This is a genomic window from Nocardioides sp. (assembly GCF_025964975.1).
Lineage (GTDB): Bacteria > Actinomycetota > Actinomycetes > Propionibacteriales > Nocardioidaceae > Nocardioides.
Map to the genome: position 1 here is coordinate 20,872 of NZ_JAOPXV010000180.1, position 18,378 is coordinate 39,249.

Annotated in this window: 19 protein-coding genes; 11 read left to right on the plus strand and 8 right to left on the minus strand. The window is 70.9% G+C overall.

Annotated elements, in window-relative coordinates:
- Positions 1-72: 72 nt before the first annotated feature.
- From JWN68_RS13770 to JWN68_RS13795, 6 genes are all read left to right on the plus strand, one after another.
- On the plus strand, positions 73-753 hold the full coding sequence (locus JWN68_RS13770) for a GAF domain-containing protein (RefSeq protein WP_297739855.1): 681 nt from the start codon (positions 73-75) through the stop codon (positions 751-753).
- 197 nt (positions 754-950) lie between these two features.
- A complete protein-coding gene (locus JWN68_RS13775; RefSeq protein WP_297739857.1) occupies positions 951-2,189 on the plus strand; it encodes a glycosyltransferase in 1,239 nt (412 codons plus the stop codon).
- Entirely contained in the window at positions 2,186-3,253 is a 1,068-nt protein-coding gene (locus JWN68_RS13780) for a glycosyltransferase family 4 protein (protein WP_297739859.1), read from the plus strand. The genes JWN68_RS13775 and JWN68_RS13780 overlap by 4 nt, the downstream gene beginning before the upstream one ends.
- The gene (locus JWN68_RS13785) at positions 3,250-4,281 is read left to right on the plus strand and encodes a glycosyltransferase (RefSeq protein ID WP_297739861.1); all 1,032 of its coding nucleotides are present in this window, start codon (positions 3,250-3,252) and stop codon (positions 4,279-4,281) included. Before JWN68_RS13780 ends, JWN68_RS13785 begins: the two co-directional genes overlap by 4 nt.
- On the plus strand, positions 4,278-5,114 hold the full coding sequence (locus tag JWN68_RS13790) for a galactosyltransferase-related protein (protein WP_297739863.1): 837 nt from the start codon (positions 4,278-4,280) through the stop codon (positions 5,112-5,114). Before JWN68_RS13785 ends, JWN68_RS13790 begins: the two co-directional genes overlap by 4 nt.
- A gap of 302 nt (positions 5,115-5,416) precedes the next feature.
- Positions 5,417-5,887 carry a hypothetical protein gene (locus tag JWN68_RS13795; RefSeq protein WP_297739865.1) on the plus strand — a complete coding sequence of 157 codons (471 nt, stop codon included), beginning with the start codon at positions 5,417-5,419 and terminating at the stop codon, positions 5,885-5,887.
- Between the two features lie 45 nt (positions 5,888-5,932).
- On the opposite strand, the gene JWN68_RS13800 is transcribed toward JWN68_RS13795, so the two are convergent.
- The 4 genes from JWN68_RS13800 to JWN68_RS13815 all read right to left on the minus strand — a co-directional run bounded on the left by JWN68_RS13800 (position 5,933) and on the right by JWN68_RS13815 (position 8,789).
- Complete coding sequence (locus JWN68_RS13800) at positions 5,933-6,796, minus strand: fructosamine kinase family protein (RefSeq protein WP_297739867.1); 864 nt, start codon at positions 6,794-6,796, stop codon at positions 5,933-5,935.
- Complete coding sequence (locus JWN68_RS13805) at positions 6,793-7,290, minus strand: low molecular weight protein-tyrosine-phosphatase (RefSeq protein WP_297739869.1); 498 nt, start codon at positions 7,288-7,290, stop codon at positions 6,793-6,795. Before JWN68_RS13805 ends, JWN68_RS13800 begins: the two co-directional genes overlap by 4 nt.
- Positions 7,291-7,292: 2 nt before the next feature.
- On the minus strand, positions 7,293-7,679 hold the full coding sequence (locus JWN68_RS13810; protein WP_297739871.1) for a phage holin family protein: 387 nt from the start codon (positions 7,677-7,679) through the stop codon (positions 7,293-7,295).
- Between the two features lie 486 nt (positions 7,680-8,165).
- Positions 8,166-8,789 (minus strand): UdgX family uracil-DNA binding protein, encoded by a 624-nt coding sequence (locus tag JWN68_RS13815; RefSeq protein ID WP_297739873.1) that lies wholly within the window; start codon positions 8,787-8,789, stop codon positions 8,166-8,168.
- 63 nt (positions 8,790-8,852) lie between these two features.
- Between JWN68_RS13815 and JWN68_RS13820 the strand changes: the two genes are divergently transcribed.
- Both JWN68_RS13820 and hisC read left to right on the plus strand, forming a co-directional pair.
- Complete coding sequence (locus tag JWN68_RS13820; RefSeq protein ID WP_297739875.1) at positions 8,853-9,398, plus strand: VanZ family protein; 546 nt, start codon at positions 8,853-8,855, stop codon at positions 9,396-9,398.
- 10 nt (positions 9,399-9,408) lie between these two features.
- Positions 9,409-10,482, plus strand: coding sequence for a histidinol-phosphate transaminase (gene hisC, locus JWN68_RS13825; RefSeq protein WP_297739877.1), 1,074 nt, complete (start codon positions 9,409-9,411; stop codon positions 10,480-10,482).
- Between the two features lie 32 nt (positions 10,483-10,514).
- On the opposite strand, the gene JWN68_RS13830 is transcribed toward hisC, so the two are convergent.
- Positions 10,515-11,804 (minus strand): MFS transporter, encoded by a 1,290-nt coding sequence (locus JWN68_RS13830; protein WP_297739879.1) that lies wholly within the window; start codon positions 11,802-11,804, stop codon positions 10,515-10,517.
- Complete coding sequence (locus tag JWN68_RS13835; protein WP_297739882.1) at positions 11,801-12,361, minus strand: helix-turn-helix domain-containing protein; 561 nt, start codon at positions 12,359-12,361, stop codon at positions 11,801-11,803. The genes JWN68_RS13830 and JWN68_RS13835 overlap by 4 nt, the downstream gene beginning before the upstream one ends.
- 129 nt (positions 12,362-12,490) lie before the next feature.
- Between JWN68_RS13835 and JWN68_RS13840 the strand changes: the two genes are divergently transcribed.
- A complete protein-coding gene (locus tag JWN68_RS13840; RefSeq protein ID WP_297739885.1) occupies positions 12,491-13,465 on the plus strand; it encodes a glutathione S-transferase C-terminal domain-containing protein in 975 nt (324 codons plus the stop codon).
- A gap of 109 nt (positions 13,466-13,574) precedes the next feature.
- On the opposite strand, the gene JWN68_RS13845 is transcribed toward JWN68_RS13840, so the two are convergent.
- Together JWN68_RS13845 and JWN68_RS13850 are read right to left on the minus strand one after the other, a co-directional pair.
- A complete protein-coding gene (locus JWN68_RS13845) occupies positions 13,575-14,825 on the minus strand; it encodes a family 43 glycosylhydrolase (protein WP_297739886.1) in 1,251 nt (416 codons plus the stop codon).
- Positions 14,826-15,018: 193 nt separating this feature from the next.
- The gene (locus JWN68_RS13850) at positions 15,019-16,062 is read right to left on the minus strand and encodes a family 43 glycosylhydrolase (protein ID WP_297739887.1); all 1,044 of its coding nucleotides are present in this window, start codon (positions 16,060-16,062) and stop codon (positions 15,019-15,021) included.
- Between the two features lie 160 nt (positions 16,063-16,222).
- On the opposite strand from JWN68_RS13850, the gene pdhA reads away from it, so the two are divergent.
- Together pdhA and JWN68_RS13860 are read left to right on the plus strand one after the other, a co-directional pair.
- Entirely contained in the window at positions 16,223-17,392 is a 1,170-nt protein-coding gene (gene pdhA / locus JWN68_RS13855; protein ID WP_297739889.1) for a pyruvate dehydrogenase (acetyl-transferring) E1 component subunit alpha, read from the plus strand.
- On the plus strand, positions 17,392-18,378 hold the full coding sequence (locus JWN68_RS13860) for an alpha-ketoacid dehydrogenase subunit beta (protein WP_297739891.1): 987 nt from the start codon (positions 17,392-17,394) through the stop codon (positions 18,376-18,378). The genes pdhA and JWN68_RS13860 overlap by 1 nt, the downstream gene beginning before the upstream one ends.

Sequence of the window (18,378 nt, forward strand, 5' to 3'; positions counted from 1 at the left end):
GGTCCTGATGGGTGTAGTGACGGTTCGCAGGCGGGCACAGTATGGGTCGGGGAGACTAGTGAAGGAGGCCCGATGGAGTTCCTGCACCGCACGCAAGAGGCGCTGGACGAATACGTGAGCCTCAGCGAGCCCGACCTCGAGGGATCCCTCCTGACGATGGGGGACCGCGCCGAACGGATCGTCTCGGAGTGTGTCGGACTGTGCTTCACCCTGCTCGACGAGGACCTGACCTTCGCGCTCGTCGCGCCCGGTATGCCGACGAAGCCCGCGGAGCCCATCGACGACCCGGACGTCGTGCGACTGCCGACCCGGATCGTCGGCGCGCCTGCACGCGAGCTGCTGGACGAGGACCAGTGGGCGCAGATGGCCCGGGCCGACAGCGCGGAAGGTGTCGCGAGCAGCCTGTCCCTCCCGGTGCTCGACGACGGCCGGGTGGTCGGCGGCATCACCTTGTACGCCTCGTCCAAGGACGCCTTTGCCGGACACCACGACGAGCTGGCCGCAGCGCTCGGAGCCTCCGCCGAAGGCGCGGTGACCAACGCCGACCTCGGTTTCGAGGCGCGCCGGCGTGCCGAGGAGGCCCCCCGCCGCGTGCGGGACGAGCAGGTCGTGGAGGTGGGGACCGGCATCCTGGCAGCGCGCCTGGGGCTCGAGCTGGAGACCGCACGACGGCGACTTCACGAGGCAGCGCTGCAGGCGGACGTCACGGACGCTCAAGCAGCGACGGTGGTCATCACCGCTCACCGAGCCTGAGACGGCGGCATTCGCCGGTTTTCGGACGTTCCAACAATCCACCCCGTCGGAGGTAACGGACGCCTGCGCCGCGCCGATAACGTCGAAGCATTGTGGGTTGGGAGGCTCGCCATCGCTGAAGAACGACGGCCGGCCGCAGCCCGCACCCGACCACGGTGCGCCTGCGACCTGCGCCCGGGCCTTCCGCACTTGTAGCAATGATCGACAACGACTGCGTCTCGGCGATCCCGAACAGAACAGTCGTTCCTGGAGGCTGGGAGGTCGCTGTGCTGGATCGAGCTGAAGAACGTCAGGGCAGGGTCGAGGGACAGGCCCGCCTGGATGATGACAGCGTCGGTGACGTCGCGCGCCCCATCGTGGTCGCCTCGGTCCCCGCCAACCACGTCTACGTCCGGCACCTCAGCGCGGAGACCGGCAGCAACGCCGTACGCCTGCCTGACCCGGACCCCGCGGGCGGAACGGCGGCAGCGTCCCAGAAGTGGTGGCCGCCGGTGATGCTGGAGCCGAGCTGGGTCGAGACCCACGACTTCGACGTGTTCCACCTGCACTTCGGCTTCGACGCCCGGAGCGTCGCCGACCTGCAGGCGCTCGTGGCGAGCCTGCGCGAGCGCGGCCGACCCTTCGTCTTCACCGTCCACGACCTGCGCAACCCCCACCACGTCGACCGCGAGCTGCACGACCAGCAGCTCGACGTCCTGGTCCCCGCAGCAGACCGACTGATCACGCTCACCCCGGGTGCTGCCGACGAGATCAGGCGCCGGTGGGGCCGCGAGGCGGTCATCCTGCCGCATCCCCACGTGGTGCCCTTCGAGACCATGGGTGCTGCCAGCGCCAGGAGGTCGGTGCGCCGCAGCGGCCGTCTCCAGTCCGACTTCCGGGTCGGCGTCCACGTCAAGAGCCTGCGCGCCGGCATGCACCCGCACCCGCTCGTGCCGACGCTGGTCGAGACGCTGAGCGAGCTGACCGGCGCCGTGCTGCAGGTCAACGGTCATTGCGACGTCCTGGATGAAGGCGGAGCGCGCTACGACGCCGAGCTGGCGACGCTCCTGCACGACTACGCCGAACGCGGGCTGCTCGACCTGCGCGTGCACGACTACTTCACCGACGACGAGCTGTGGCGCTATCTCTCCTCGCTGGACGTCTCGGTCCTGCCCTACCGCTTCGGCACGCACAGCGGCTGGCTGGAGGCGTGTCGGGACCTCGGGACCGCGGTCATCGCTCCGACGTGTGGCTACTTCGCCGACCAGGCGCCCGTGCTGAGCTATCAGCACGACGAGTCCGGCTTCGACCCCGAGTCGTTGGCTCGGGCGGTCAGGACGGCGTACGACGGTCATGCCGTCGCTGCGACGAGCGTCGAGGAGCGTCGCCACCAGCGCAGCGTCGTGGGGTCGATGCACGACCGGCTCTATGCCGAGCTCCTCCGGACGTCGGCATGAGGATCTGCCTGATCGCCTCCAGCCGCTACCCCATCCGCGAGCCGTTCGCCGGTGGTCTCGAGGCGATGACCCACACGATGGTGCGCGGGCTCGCCGCCCGGGGGCACGACGTGACGCTGTTTGCGGGCCCGGGCTCGGACGCCAGCCTGCCCGCCCGGGTCCTGCCGCTCAAGACCTTCACGCCGAGTGCAGCCGCCCTGGCCGATCGCAACGCACCGCCGCCGGCATGGTTGGCGGACCACCACGCCTACCTCGGGCTGATGCTCGAGCTGGCGCGCACGGGTGCTGACGACTACGACGTCATCCACAACCACAGCCTGCACCCGCTGCCGCTCGCCATGGCGCCGGCGGTCGGGGTGCCGATGCTGACCACGCTGCACACGCCGCCGCTTCCGCTGATCGAGTCCGCCATGAGCCTGGGCGGTGACCGCTCCTCGTTCGTCGCGGTGAGCGGCTGGACGTCACGGGCCTGGAGCCACGTCGTTCCGAGCCGGGTCATCACCAACGGCCTCGACCTGGCTGCCTGGACACAGGGCCCCGGCGGGGGTCCTGCGGTGTGGTCGGGACGCCTGGTGCCCGAGAAGGCGCCGCACCACGCGATGGAGGCGGCCCAGCGAGCCGGACTTCCCCTCGTGCTGGCCGGGCCCGTCCAGGACGAGAGCTACTTCGCGCGCGAGATCGCGCCCCGGCTCACCGACGACGTCACCTACGCCGGCCATCTCACCCAGGAGGAGCTCGCCGGCCTGGTGCGCGGCGCCTCGGTCACCGTCGTCACCCCGATGTGGGACGAGCCCTACGGTCTCGTCGCCGCGGAGTCGATCGCCTGCGGGACCCCGGTCGCGGGCTATGCGCGCGGCGGACTGCCCGAGGTCGTGGGCGACGAAGGCGGCTTCCTGGTCGCTCGGGGCGACGTCGACGCCCTCGCGGATGCCATGCACGCGGCTCGCCGGCTCGACCGTGATGCCGTACGCCGACATGCCGTGCGCACCTGCGGGGCCGAGGCGATGATCGACGCCTACGAACGTCTCTATCTCGCCTCGTTGGGCACCGGCGCGGCCGCGTGATCGGCTACTACGTCCACCACGTCGGCCGGGGGCACCTCCATCGCGCCCAGGCGCTCGCCGGGGAGCTCGAGGCCCACGGTGAGCAGGTGACCGGCCTCTCGTCGCTGGGGCGTCCCGCCGGGTGGCCCGGTGAGTGGATCCTGCTTCCCCGCGATGACGAGGGCCCCGGTGCCAGTGCCCGTGACGTCACCGCCAACGGCCGCCTGCACTGGGCGCCCCTGCGGGACGAGGGGCTCCGGGCGCGGATGGCTGCGGTCTCAGCCTGGATCGGTCTCGCCCACCCCGACCTGATGGTCGTCGACGTGTCGGTGGAGCTGGTGCTGCTGTCGCGGCTCCACGGTGTCCCCACGCTGGCGGTGGTGCTTCCGGGGCGACGTGACGATCCGGCACACACCCTCGGCTTCGAGGCGGCGGACGCCCTCGTCTCGTTCTGGCCGGCGGACGTCACCGGCATGACGCACGGACTCTCGGCCACCGCCCTGGAGCGCCTGGTGCCGGTGGGCGCGATGTCGCGCCATCCCGTCCGGTCAGAGGCCCTGCCCGTATGCCGCAGCGTTGGGCGACGGCGGGTGGTGGTCCTGCTCGGGGCGGGCGGGCATGACATCAGGTCCGCCGACGTCGAACGAGCCCGACGCATGACCCCCGAGTGGGACTGGACGGTCCTGGACGGCAGTCCCGGCACCTGGGTGGCCGACACGTCGGCGGTGCTCGCCGCGGCGGACGTCGTCGTCACCCATGCCGGACAGAACGCCATCGCCGAGACGGCCAGCGCCAGGCGCCCCGCAGTGGTGATCCCCCAGTCGCGTCCGCATGACGAGCAGCAGGTGACGGGATCGGTGCTGGGCACCGGTTGGCCGGCGGTGGTGTGCGCCACCTGGCCGGCGACAGGCTGGCCCGACCTCCTCGATCGCGTGGCGGCCCTCGACGGCCAGGAGTGGTCGCGCTGGTGCGACGGACTGGCCGGCGCTCGCTTCGCCGAGCTCGCCCTCAGGGTGCGCGGTGAGATCGCCGTCGGGGCCCGGTCATGACGCGGGTCGGCGTGGTCACGCTCGCCCACGGTCGGCACCAGCACCTCGCCGGACAGCACCGTTCGCTCGCTGCAGGCTCGCGGGCGCCCGATGTCTACGTCGCGGTCGCGATGGGAGACCCCAGCATCGAGCCATCCACCGTCGGCGGGGTCACCCGACAGGTGGTCCACGTGCCCATCGACGACGGTGAGCTCCCGCTGGCGGCTGCCCGCAACCGCGGAGTCCGCGAGGTGGTGGAGCAAGGGGTCGACGCCGTGGTGCTGCTCGACGTGGACTGCCTCGCCGGCGGTGAGCTCGTTGCGGCGTACGCCGACGTCGTCAGCCAGCGCCCGGAGTCCATCTGGTCCGGGCCGGTCACCTACCTCCCCCCGCCGCCCCCGGAGGGCTACCCCGACGCCGACCCGGAGGCGCTGGCGCGCCTCGACGCCCCGCACCCGGCCCGTCCGGCGCCGCCGGCGGGGGAGACGCTGTCGTCCGACGATCCCGACCTCTTCTGGTCGTTGTCCTGCGCCGTCGCTCCGGAGACGTGGGCCCGGACCGGCGGGTTCTGCGAGGACTACGTGGGGTACGGCGGCGAGGACACCGACTTCGGCAGGGCTGCCCTCGCTGCGGGGGTCGGACTGGGCTGGGTCGGCGGGGCATGCGCCTACCACCAGCACCACCCGGTCAGCAGCCCGCCGGTCGAGCACCTCGACGCGATCCTGCGCAACGGACGGCTCTTCAGCAGTCGGTGGGGTCACTGGCCGATGGCCGGCTGGCTCGAGGCGTTCGAGCAGCAGGGGCTCGTGCATCGCGTCGGCGGCGACTGGGTGCGCTCTCCAGCGTCTCTCTAGCGTGCCTGGAGGGCATCCCTTGTGCGCCTGGCTGGAATGCCAAGCTCACACTCTCTTCTGCCCTGGGTGTGCAAGACCTCTTGCCTTGATCTTGCAAGGGGTCTAGACTTAGTCTGGTGAAGCGAACCGATCTGATGAAGAAGTTGAGGAAGACGCGAAGGCGTCCCGCCTCGACATGGTCGTGACCGGAGGGGGCAGCCACACCAAGGTCGTCATCGGCGAGAAGCGCACCGTGTTGCCCGCCACAACGAGATCAACGAGATCACGGCGAAGGCGATCCTCAAGCAGATGGGAGTTGAGAAATGAAGGTGACCGCGAAGGTCCAGCGCTCAGGCGACTGGTGGGCGATCGAGGTCCCCGAGATCGAAGGCGTCTTCACCCAGGCGAAGCGGCTGGACCAGGTCGCGGACACGGTGACCGACGCCGTCCGCACGATCCTCGACCTTGACGGATCGGCGGCCATCGAGGTCGAGGTGCTGCCAGAGATCGACGACGCCCTGAAGCGCATGGTTGACCAAGCCGTACTGGCGAGCGCTCAGGCATCTGCGGCTCAGGACGAGGCCTCGAAAGCGACGCGCCATGCGGTGGCTGTGCTGCGCGACCAGGGTCTGCCTGTGCGTGACGTGGCCGAGCTGCTGCACGTGTCGCACCAGCGGGTGTCCCAGTTGAGCAAGCCGGCGCCGAGCGGCAACTACCGCGCGTCGGTCACCTACACGCGAGCCGATGTCGGAAAAACTAGCCGTGCCGGGAAGCCGGAGTCGAAGGACGCGTGACGCCCGACGCGGAGGTGTCCACGCCGGCTTGAGCCGGTCGACCAGTCAGCCGAAGCGCGCCGCGACGGCGGCGGCGCGGGCGCCGTACCCGCCACCGAACATGCACGCGTGGACCAGCAGCGGGAAGAGCTGGTGCAGGGGCAGGCGGTCCTCCCAGCCCTCGGCGAGCGGGTGGGCCTCGTCGTAGGCCTGCATCACCCGGGGCAGGTGGGGCAGGCCGAAGAGGTGCAGCATCGCCAGGTCGGCCTCGCGGTGCCCGCCGTGGGCGGCCGGGTCGATGACGTGGACGGCACCGTCGAGCCCCCACAGGCAGTTGCCGTTCCACAGGTCGCCGTGCAGACGCGCGGGCGGCTCGTCCGGGATCAGCTCGGCGAGCCTGCCGATGACCGACTCGACGGTCGTGGCCTCGTCCTCGGTGACGGCGCCCCGGTCGCGCGCGAGCTTGAGGTAGGGCAGCACGCGGCGTACGGCGTAGAACTCCGGCCACGTGGCGCACGCCGTGTTGGGCATGGGCAGCCGGCCGATGAAGCCGTCGTGCTCGAAGCCGAACGACGCGGCGCCGGCCCGGTGCGTGGCCGCCAGCGCCTGGCCGAAACCGCTCGCCGCCTCGGCATGGTGCTTCGGGGTGGGCTCGACCCAGGCGAGGATCACGCAGTCGGCGCTGGCTGCCAGCACGTCGGGGACGCGGACGCCCTCGGGGACCTCCGCCAACCAGCGCAGTCCCGCCGCCTCGGCCTCGAAGAAGCCCTCCGGCGCGTGCGCGACCGTCTTCATCAACGCCGTCTGTCCGCTCGAGAGACGCAGCCGCGTGGCCGTGGCGATGTCGCCCCCGGCAACCGGCGCGGTGGACACGACGGCAGACCCGAGGAGCTCCTCGGCGCGTCTGGCGACCAGCGGCTGGCGGGTCATGAGGGCGAGAGGACTCGCTCGATCCGGGGGACCAGGGCGCGGCACGTGCGCTCGATCATGTCCAGCACCTCCTCGAAGCCGTCGGTGCCACCGTAGTAGGGATCTGGTACTTCCACCCCCGGAGTCTCCGGATCGAAGTCCCCGAAGAGCCGGACCCGGTCACCGCCACCCAGCCGCAGGAGGTCACCGCGGTGGCTCTGGTCCATCGCGAACAGCACGTCGTCGCGCTCGAACCACCCGACCTGCACCTGTTGCGCGCGGTGCCGGGAGGAGTCATAGCCACGCCTGCTGAGGGCGCTCGCCGAACGCTCGTCCATCGGGTTGCCGACGTGCCAGTCGCCCATTCCACCCGAGGCCACCTCGACCCGGCCTGCCAGGCCTGCCTCCGCCAGCTGGTGGGCCAGCACGACGTCGGCGCTCGGGGACCGACAGATGTTGCCCGCGCAGATGAAGGAGACGCGATAGCGCCCAGCCACCTGCGGCGGGGGAAGCACGCTCAATCGTCGCCCAGCGCGAGGTCCGCGATCCAGCCCACGATCGTGACGATCACGGCACCGATCCCGGCGGAGTAGTAGTTCTCGACCTGGAAACCGAGCCCGACCTCCTCGGCGACCGCTGCGGTGAGCAGCAGCATCAACCCGTTGATGACCAGCATGAACAAGCCCAGCGTCACCACGAGCAGCGGGAACGAGAGCGCCTTGATCACCGGCCGGACGACGCTGTTGACCACGGTCAGGATCAGTGCGACGCCCAGCAGCGGGAGCAGCTTCCCCTCGAGCTCGCTGTTCTGATCCAGGGGACCGATGAAGTAGATGCCGGTGAGCAGCCAGGCGGCGATGGCCAGACCTGCGGCGTGCGCAAGCAGCTTGAGCAGGAATCCCATGGGCTCAGAGTAGGGGTCGGTGGCGGCAAACGCGGGACGGTCTCTCCCAGCCGGTGGCGGGGCCCACGGCCGGTCGGGTCTGCGGCGCGATCGGGCGTCAGCGTCCGTGGAGGAAGCCGATCACCATGGCGCCCCACCAGCCCAGCTGCGACACCGATGCGGTGGCGGCGCAGATACACCGGAGGCGTAGCCGGCCGGGGTCCCGGCTGAGCCGAGCGTGTAGCCAGGTCGCGAGCAGGCCGTTCCAGCCGATCAGCAGGACCAGGCCAAGCTTCGCCTGGGTGAGGGGACTGGTGATGTCAGGCTCCAGCAGGGGGGCGAGCGCTGCGGCAACGGGCGTGGTGGCGAGGGCGACGCGGTGCAGGAAAAGCGTCCTTCGATAGGGGTTAGTCAGGTACCCCTGACCTACTTTCCAGCGATGCGCAACAGGGCTCCCCGGGCCCTGAGACAAGCGCTGTGGCTCGCTCGGCGGGTGCCGGACCGGGCTCAGGCGTACGGCGCCGCGAGCCGCAGGTCGTTGACGAGCTCGCCGAAGGCCTCGTCGTACCCGCCCCTGCCGCGCAACCGCAGCACTGCCGACGGGTGGGAGGTGATGATCGCCGACCGCTCCTGCGTCAGGTCCAGGAGCCGACCGCGGGATTCGCCGATCTTCATCGTCCGGCCGAAGACCGCGCGCGCAGCGGTCGCACCGAGGGCGACCACGACGCGGGGCTGCACCGCCTCGAGCTCGGCGTCGAACCACGGGTGGCAGGCGTTGACGTGCCGGAGCTCCGGCTTCTGGTGGATCCGTCGCTTGCCGCGCTGCTCGAAGCGGAAGTGCTTGACGGCGTTGGTGAGGTAGACCGCCCCCCGGTCGATCGCCGCAGCCGAGAGCGCGTCGTCGAGGACCCGTCCCGCAGGACCGATGAACGGCTCGCCCTGCCGGTCCTCCTGGTCGCCGGGCTGCTCGCCGACGAGCATCACGCTCGCGGAGCGAGCCCCGGAGGAGAAGACGACCTGCGTCGCCGGCTCCCACAGCTCGCAACCGCGGCACTCGTGGGCCGCGGTCTCCAGGTCCGCAAGGTCGCGCGAGGGAGGGACCCACGGGCTGGCGTCCTGGTGTCCGGCCATGCGTCAAACCTGCCAGCCCGGGCGGTCTGGGTCACCACCCATCGGGGTCGCTACCCTCGCCGGGTGACGATCGGCGGGACGGGCGTGATGCTCGTGGGTTCGCTGGCCACCCTCGCCGCCTTCGCGCTCATCGCCCAGGCCCTGGCGCCCAGGCTCGGCGGCGTCACGGCCATCGCGCTGTCGGGCTGCGCGTGGACGGTCGTCGCGATCGGCATCCTCACGCTGCTGCCGGCGCAGTGGGACACCGGCATCGTGCCTGCGGATGCGCGCCCGGACACGTGCTCCATGGACTACGGCGGCCCGGCGCCCGACGGGTTCTGGATCTTGTCCGGTAGCCAGCGGATGCTCAACGTCGCTGTCTTCGTGCCGGCTGGCGCGCTCTGGGTGCTCGGCGTCGCGCGGTGGCGGCGAGCCTGGGTCCTGGCTCCACTGGGCCTGGCCGCGCTCGCCCTCTACAGCTTCGGCATCGAGGTGCTCCAGTTCGAGCTGGCCCGCATCGACCGGTCGTGCGACGTCACCGACGTGGTCGACAACATCACCGGCGCGCTTGTGGGCGGCGTGATCGGCCTCGTCCTTGCCCTGCTGCTGCGCCCGTGGGGGCAGCGCTAGCCTGCTCGACATGGCCCAGACTCCCCAGCCCCGCAGCAACGTCGCGCAGATCCCGACGTACGTGCCGGGCAAGCCGCCGACGCCGCGCCCCGGCCTCACGACGTACAAGCTCTCCTCCAACGAGAACCCCTACCCGCCGCTCCCCGGGGTCGTGGAGGCAGCCACCCGCGCCGCCGAGGCGATGAACCGCTATCCCGACATGGGCAACACCGCGTTGTACGACGCACTGTCGGCCAATCTCGGGGTGCCGGTCGAGGACATCGCAGCTGCCACCGGCTCGGTCGCGCTGATCTACCAGCTCTTCAACGCCTTCTGCGACCCCGGCGACGAGGTCGTCTACGCGTGGCGTTCCTTCGAGGCCTACCCGATCGCGGCGACCGCGGCCGCGGCGACCTCGGTGCAGGTGCCGGTGCTCGAGGACGGTCGCCACGACCTGGACTCGATGGCAGCGGCGGTGACCGACCGCACCAAGGTCGTCATCGTCTGCACCCCCAACAATCCGACCGGCCCGGCCGTCACCCAGTCCGAGCTCGACGCCTTCCTGGCCAAGGTGCCGCCGCACGTGCTGGTCGTCGTCGACGAGGCCTACCTCGAATTCGTCCGGATGGACGACCCCATCGACGGGATCGCGACCTACCGCACCCACTCCAACGTGGTGCTGACCCGCACCTTCTCCAAGGCCTACGGCCTCGCGGGCTTCCGGGTCGGCTACGCGGTCGGACCGGCCGAGCTGGCGGGGGCCCTGCGCGCGGTCTCGCTGCCCTTCGGTGTCTCGTCCGTCGCCCAGGCCGCGGCGATCGCGTCGCTGTCCGCCACCGATGCCCTCTTCGAGCGGGTCGACGCCCTCGTCGCCGAGCGCGCGCGTGTCCTCAGCGCCGTCCGGGACGCCGGCTGGGAGCTCCCCGACGCGCAGGGCAACTTCATCTGGTTCCCGCTGGGCGAGCGGACGATGGAGTTCGCCGCTGCCGCCGACGAGCTCGGCATCGTCGTCCGGCCCTTCGCGGGCGTCGGCGCCCGGGTCTCCATCGGGGAGGACGAGGGCAACGACCGGCTGATCCAGCTGGCGCAGACCTTCCCGCGCTGAAGCCACGTGGACACGCGGACCTGGGTCCCTGGTCAGGGCGGCCCTATGCGGGGCCGACCGGGTCGGTGGCGACCAAGGTCCGCGTGTCCACGACGTCGGCCCGGTCCATGACCCGGAAGCTCGGCACGCGGGTGGGCGCCATCGTGGTGATCGCGTAGGCGATGCCGGCGACGAGGAGGGCGGGGGACAGGCCGAGCGCCGTCACGGCGAGCACGCCGAGCACACCGCCGAGCGGCATCAGGGACCAGCACAGGGCAGTGTTGAACGAGGAGACCCGTCCGAGGAGCGGAGCCGGGATCCGCTCGAGGATGACCGCCCCGAGGATCGGGTTTGAGGAAGCCCGCCGCGACGCCGGCGACCGCGGTCACCACGAAGACGGCCCACACCGGCGACTCCGAGGCCATCACCACGAACCGCGGTGCGCCTGCGACCAGGAACGCGATGACGTAGGTCCGGTAGCGCGGCAGCGTCTCGCCCCACTTCGCCGCCGCGAGCGCCCCCAGCACCGACGCACCGCTCATCACCGCGAAGAGCGCACCCAGCACGGCCACTCCCGCCCCCGACTCCTTGGCCCACACGGGCGCGAGCACCGCGGCGTATGCCTGGTCGATCAGGTTGGTCGTCGCCACCATCGCGCACACCGCCACGAGGACGGGGTCGGTGCGCAGGAACCGCCAGCCTTCACGCAGTTCTTGGGTGTACGTCGACGAGTCGGCCGGCCCCGTCGGAGAAGCCGACGGGACGGGTCGGCCCAGCGCGGTCGTGGCCAGCGCGAAGACGACGAACGAGACGAGGAAGGACAGCGCGTCGGCGTACAACGCGTTGGCCGCACCGACCCCCGCGACGAGCAGCCCGGCGAGCGCAGCCCCGGCCATGGTCGACGTCCGCTCGACGGCGCTGGCGAGCCCACTGACGCGCTCGAAGGAGATGCCGGCCACCCGGGCGATCTCGGGAGTCATGGCGGCCTTGCCCGCGTCGCCCGGTCCCCGCAGAGCACCCGTGACCGCGACGAGGACGAGGAGCAGCGCGAAGCTGAGCAGGCCGAAGTGGTGCAGCAGCGGAATCGTCGCGACGGCGAATGCTGACGCCAGGTCGCAGGCGAGGGTCACCCGACGCGGGCCAACCCGGTCGAGGAGCGGTCCGCCGAGCGCCTTGAAGACGACCAGGGGCGTGATCTCGACGGCCGCGACCAGGCCCGTCTGGGTCGCCGAGCCCGTGGTCGACAGGACGAACCAGGGGATCGCGATCATCGAGACCCGGGTCCCGACGAAGGAGATGCCCTCGGCGACCAGGCCGCCGACGAGCGGCCCCCGCCGGCTCACTCGCCCGTTCCGAGGGCCCCCGGCCGGGGGAAGGCGTTGAGCTTGACCGAGAACGGCGCGGCGCCCTCGTCCTCGCTGTCGGGGGTCTGCTCGATGATCGCGGTGAGCTTCTCGACCAGGGCCTCGGCATCGGCGGGGGTCAGGGAGCGTTCCCAGTCGCTGAGGGTGCCGACCGTGCGCCACTCGTCCGGCAGGAAGCGCATCTCCGCGGCCCCCGCGCGCAGCCGGTCGCCGTACACGAGGGCCACGGTGGAGAGGTAGGCCTCGACGTCCTCGTCGTCCTGCTGCTGCTCCTGGAAGTCGGCGCGCGTGCTGTCGTGGGTCGCGCGCCACCAGCGGTCGCGAGCGTTGCCCCGGTCGGTGTCCTCGGTGATGAAGCCGTGCTGGGCGAGCTGACACAGGTGGTAGGAGGTCGCACCGGTGTTGAGGTCGAGCCGTTGGGCGAGGGTCGTGGCGGTGGCCGCGCCCTCGGTGCGCAGGAGGCCCAGCATCCGCAGCCGGACGGGGTGGCTCAGGGCGCGGAGACCAGCGATGTCGGGGGTGACGGAGGAGGGCATGAGGCCGACCCCAGACTGCAGAGAGTTATTTGCAAACAGTTCTTTGGCAAAGTGCTGAACTCTTTGCACGTAGGAGGTGCGTTGCTGGGGCATCTCGATCGATGTGGTTGAAACCGGCATGATGGACCCATGGCCGACACTGCGACGTACACCGACAAGGGCAAGCCGTTCGAGCGCGACATGAACTACCTGCCCGACCGGGTCCTGGCGGGCTCGACGCCAGCAGATCCCCTCGAGACCGAGTACGGCGCCAACCCGGACGCCCCCGTGTGGCCGGTCGAGCCCGGGCGCTACCGGCTCGTGGCGGCCAAGGCGTGTCCGTGGGCCAACCGGGCGATCATCGTGCGCAAGCTCCTCGGCCTCGAGGACGTCATCTCGCTGGGGATGCCCGGCCCGACCCACGACGCCCGGAGCTGGACCTTCGACCTGGACCCGGGCGGCGTCGACCCGGTGCTCGGCATCGAGCGGCTACAGGAGGCCTACTTCAACCGCGTGCCCGACTACGAGCGCGGGATCACGGTGCCGGCCATCGTCGAGATCGAGACCAGGAAGGTCGTCACCAACGACTTCCCCTGGATCACCCACGACCTCTTCTTCGAGTGGCGAGAGCACCACCGGCCGGACGCGCCCGACCTGTGGCCCGAGGACCGCCGCGAGGAGATGGAGTCGGTGATGAAGCGCGTCTTCACCGAGGTCAACAACGGCGTCTACCGGTGCGGCTTCGCCGGCTCGCAGGAGACCTATGACGCCGCCTACGAGCGCCTGTTCACCGCGCTGGACTGGCTGGAGGAGCGGCTCACCGACCGGCGCTACCTGATGGGGGACTCGATCACCGAGGCCGACGTGCGGCTGTTCACCACGCTCGCGCGGTTCGACCCGGTCTATCACGGGCACTTCAAGTGCAACCGCAACAAGCTGAGCGAGATGCCGGCGCTGTGGGGGTATGCCCGGGACCTCTTCCAGACGCCCGGCTTCGGCGAGACGATCGACTTCGACCAGATCAAGCAGCACTACTACGTCGTCCACACCGACATCAACCCGACCGGGATCGTCCCGCAGGGCCCCGACCTCGCGGGCTGGCTCACGCCGCACGGGCGCGGGTAGCCGTCCAGGCAGGCGCCGGACACGCCGCCGAGCGGTGACACAGCCACATTCGGGCGACCCAGAAGGTGGCTCACGCACTGCTCTGGCATCGCGAGCAGGGCTTCCTCGATCAGTTCGTCGGGCTCGGCGACACTGTCGTGGACGGCGGGGGCGACGGCGGCCCAGGGCTCGGCGGGAAGGTCGTCGGGGTCGGCGTGGGTGTCGGCGTCGCGGTCGGGGTCGGCGTCGGGACGGGCTCGAGTCCCTGGACGAACTCCGAGAGCATCGGGCCGTCCTTGGTCCACAGCAACCGGGCGGCGTACAAGGCACGCTTGCCGACGTCCTCGTAGTCCTGCGCTCCCTGGTAGCTCTGGTAGCACGGGAGGTTGGTGCCCTTGCAGACCCAGCCGTGGAAGAACAAGCGGTTGGCGTGGGTGCTCGTCGCCTCGACGTAGTCGGCGCCGCCCGGGCCGCAGACCCCGGAATTCTGCCGGTTGACGAGCGCGTGGCCGGGGGTGCCCTGCCAGCCCTGGTGGCGGAACTTCGAGCGGCGCCAGATCGTGCGGTAGCGGCAGTCGCCGTAGCTGCCGCGGGAGGTGATCAGGTAGTGCCACTCACCGTGCCTGACCATGACCGGGTTCTCCAGGACGCCCACGTCGCGGATGAGCTCACGGCTGAGGCCGAAGGTGCCGGTGCCGGCGGCGTTGAGCCGGATCATCCGGATCGTCGACGGGGTCCCCTGGGTGCGGTAGAGCAGGAAGCGACGGCCGTCGGGAGCGACGTACGACGATGGGTCGATCACGCCCCGGCGCGGGAGACCCACGCGACCGCCGACCGGGTCGAAGGCGGGCTGCGTCGTGGAGTAGTCGGGGCACACGAGCGGTCGGTTGCTGACCGGGGTGAACGTGTCGGACAGCGTCGGTGCCGTGGCGACGCCGATGCAGCGGTCCTGCTCATGGGGGAGGCCGCGCGAGGGCATCGTGTAGTAGGCGAGCCAGCCGGCGGGGCCCTGCTCGATCTCCGGGCCCCAGACGCCGGCGAACTTCGCCCACGCCGGCCTCGCGTTGAGCAGGTCGCCCGTCGGGTTCCACGCCGCGTAGTCCTGCTCCGCGCTCGAGCCGCGCCCGCGGAAGCCGGTCGCTGCGCCGAACCACCGGGTGCCGTCGTAGACGACCGTCGGGTCGCCGAAGTCACGTGTCCAGACGAGGGGACGCGGCGCGGGGGCTGCCCGGCGGGCCCGGTCCGCACTGGTGGGTGCCTCATCGCCTGCGCCACTGGCCGGGATCGAGATCGGCGAGAGGGCGAGCAGGACAGGAAGAGCGGCCAGCGCGGTGATCGCGCCGGCCCGGCGGACGAGGTGTCCACTGTGGCGTGTGTTCATGGTGGGGCCCCCTTGGACGTCACCACCTTGATACCCCGAGGTGAGGGGGTCAACGCAAAACGCCGCCCATCCCCTACCGACTCGCGGGATATCCATGGGCGAGATGGCTGGAGATCAACCGGGCTCACAGCCGTTTCGCCCATGGATATCCCCCGAGAGAGGAGGTGACCGCGAACCGACGGGCGTCGGGCCCCTACAGGAACCCGGCGATCACCGGGACGCCGTCGACCCAGTCGAGGTCGGCGGCATACATCGGCCGGACGGCCTGCGACCGCCTCCTGACCCGTTCCTTGCGGATGACCGGACCGCACGGGGTGGTGGTGCCGTGGCAGGTCCAGGCGTGGAAGTAGATGCGCAGCCGCTTCGAGTGGGGCATCGGGGTCACGTCGGCGCCGCCCGGTCCGCAGAGTCGGCTCGAGGAGTCGAGGAGCACGCCCGTGGTCGCCTCGGTCCAGTTGAAGATCGACGTCGATCGGCGCCAGATCGTCCGGTAGGAGCAGCCGGTGAAGTCGCCCTGGGAGAGCAGCATCACCCAGCCGGCCGGGCGCTCGATCAGCACCGGGTTCTCCAGGACGCCGTCGTGCCGGAACAGCTCCACGCTGGGCGAGGCGGCGTGCTGGCCGTTCTTCGTCAGCGGCAGCAGCCGGATCGACGAGGGGATCCGGTCGGTCTTGTAGACGAGGTGCGGCCGACCGCCGGCCATCACGTGCGACGGGTCGATCACGCCGGCACGGGGCAGGCCGGGCAGGGCGATCGGAACGGCGTCGTCGGCGGCCGGCACGTCGACGAACGACGGACACACGAGGGGCTGATCGCCGACCGGCTTGAAGCCGGTGACGGCGGAGCGGGACCGTGCGACGCCGATGCACCTGCCGTACTCGCCGAGTCCCCGCACGGGGGCAGCGAAGTACAACACCCACCAGCGGCCGACCCGGGCGATGTCGGAGGCCCAGATGTCGCCGTCGTCGTGCGACCAGGACGGCAGGCGCATCAGGGCGGAGCCGGTCGCGCGCCAGGACGCGTCCGGGCCTGCGGCGTACGCCCGCGGGACCAGGCTGCCGGTGGAGAACCCGACGAAGCCGTCGCCGCGCACCGTCACGGTCGGGTCGGCGAAACCTTCTGCCAACACCGGGCGGGGGATCCGCTCCGCGCTCGCGGGGCCACCCGCCACGACGACTCCGAGCAGCATGGGGCCCAGGAGCAGGCTCGAGACGGCCAGTCGGAGTCGGAGGTGCACGGCCGACAACCTAACCCGGGCCGATTCGCCCCGGGGGTGGCGTGGCGGATAACTTTGGCGCCACCATGTGCTCGGGGTCACACACGCCCACGAGAGCATGGGCACAGTCAGCCATCGGCGTGCAGGAGACCCCGCGCAGCCGCCAGCGAAATGGAGTGTCATGAACGACACCACAGGAGTCAGCTCAGGAGCGTTCGGCCCGGATCTCGTGGAGGTCTTCGGACCATCGCAGCGAGACGGCGGACCCGACCTCGTGCAGCTGCTCACACCCGAGGGCGAGCGGGTCCACCACGCCGAGTTCGACTACGACTTCTCCGCCGAGCAGCTCCGCGGCTTCTACCGCGACATGGTGCTCACCCGGCGCATCGACACCGAGGCGACGGCCCTCCAGCGGCACGGCGAGCTGGGCATCTGGGCCCAGCTTCTCGGCCAGGAGGCCGCGCAGATCGGCGCCGGTCGCGCGCTGCGCCCCCAGGACTACGTCTTCCCGACCTACCGCGAGCACGGCGTCGCCTACTGCCGCGGTGTCGACCCGCTCGACCTGCTCGGGCTCTTCCGCGGCGTCGACCAGGGCGCCTGGGACCCGGCCGACAACAACTTCGGTCTCTACACGATCGTCATCGGCGCGCAGGTGCTGCACGGCGTGGGCTACGCCATGGGCATCCAGCGTGACGGGGCCGTCGGCACGGGCGACGCCGAGCGCGACGCGGCCGTCATCGCCCACTTCGGCGACGGCGCGTCCTCGCAGGGCGACGTCAACGAGGCCTTCATCTTCGCGGCCTCCTACAACGCCCCGGTGGTCTTCTTCTGCCAGAACAACCAGTGGGCCATCTCCGAGCCGATCGAGCGCCAGACGCGCATCCCGCTCTACCAGCGCGCCCTCGGCTTCGGCTTCCCCGGCGTCCGCGTCGACGGCAACGACGTGCTCGCGACGTACGCCGTCACGCAGGCCGCCCTCCAGCGCGCACGCGACGGCCAGGGCCCCACGCTCGTGGAGGCCTACACCTACCGCATGGGTGCGCACACCACGACCGACGACCCGACGCGCTACCGCCTCTCCGACGACGTCGAGCACTGGAAGCTCAAGGACCCGATCAAGCGGCTGGAGGTCTACCTACGCCGCAACGGCCTCGTCGACCAGCAGTTCTTCGACGAGCTCGACCAGGAGGCCAAGGACCTCGGCCACCACCTCCGTGAAGGCTGCAAGGCCCTGCCCGACCCGAATCCGATGAGCGTCTTCGACCACGTCTACACCGAGATGACCGACGAGCTCGCCGCCCAGCGCGACCGCTACGCCACCTACCTCGCGTCCTTCGAGGAGTCGCACTGATGAGCACGACGCAGAAGATCACCCTGGCCAAGGGCCTCAACATGGGCCTGCGCAAGGCCATGGAGGACGACCCCAAGGTCCTCATCATGGGCGAGGACGTCGGCAAGCTCGGCGGCGTCTTCCGCATCACCGACGGCCTGCAGAAGGACTTCGGTGAGGACCGCGTCATCGACTCCCCGCTGGCCGAGTCCGGCATCGTCGGCACCGCGGTCGGGATGGCCCTGCGTGGCTACCGGCCCGTCGTCGAGATCCAGTTCGACGGCTTCGTCTACCCGGCCTACGACCAGATCGTCTGCCAGGTCGCGAAGATGACCTTCCGCTCGCAGGGCAAGTCGAAGATGCCGATGGTCATCCGCATCCCCTTCGGCGGCGGCATCGGCGCGGTCGAGCACCACAGCGAGTCGCCGGAGGCGCAGTTCGCGCACACCCCCGGCCTCAAGGTCGTGGCGTGCTCCAACCCCGTCGACGGCTACTGGATGATCCAGCAGGCCATCGCGTGCGACGACCCGGTCATCTTCCTCGAGCCCAAGCGGCAGTACCACGCCGACAAGCTTGAGCTCGACGAGTCGGCGACGCCCGACCCGCTCTTCACCTCGCGCACCGTCCGTGCCGGCACCGACCTCACCGTCCTCGCCTACGGCCCCACGGTGAAGACCGCGCTCAAGGCCGCCGAGGCTGCTGCGACCGAGGGCAAGTCGCTCGAGGTCATCGACCTCCGCACGCTCTCCCCGCTCGACATGGCTCCGGTGCTGGAGTCCGCCCGACGCACCGGCCGCGTCGTGGTCATCCACGAGGCGCACGTCAACCTCGGCATGGGTGCCGAGCTGTCGGCCCGCATCACCGAGGAGTGCTTCTACTCCCTCGAGGCCCCGGTGCTCCGCGTCGGCGGCTTCGACACGCCCTACCCGCCCTCGCGCATCGAGGAGGAGTGGTTGCCGGACCTGGACCGCGTCCTCGACGCCGTCGACCGCTCCCTGGAGTTCTGA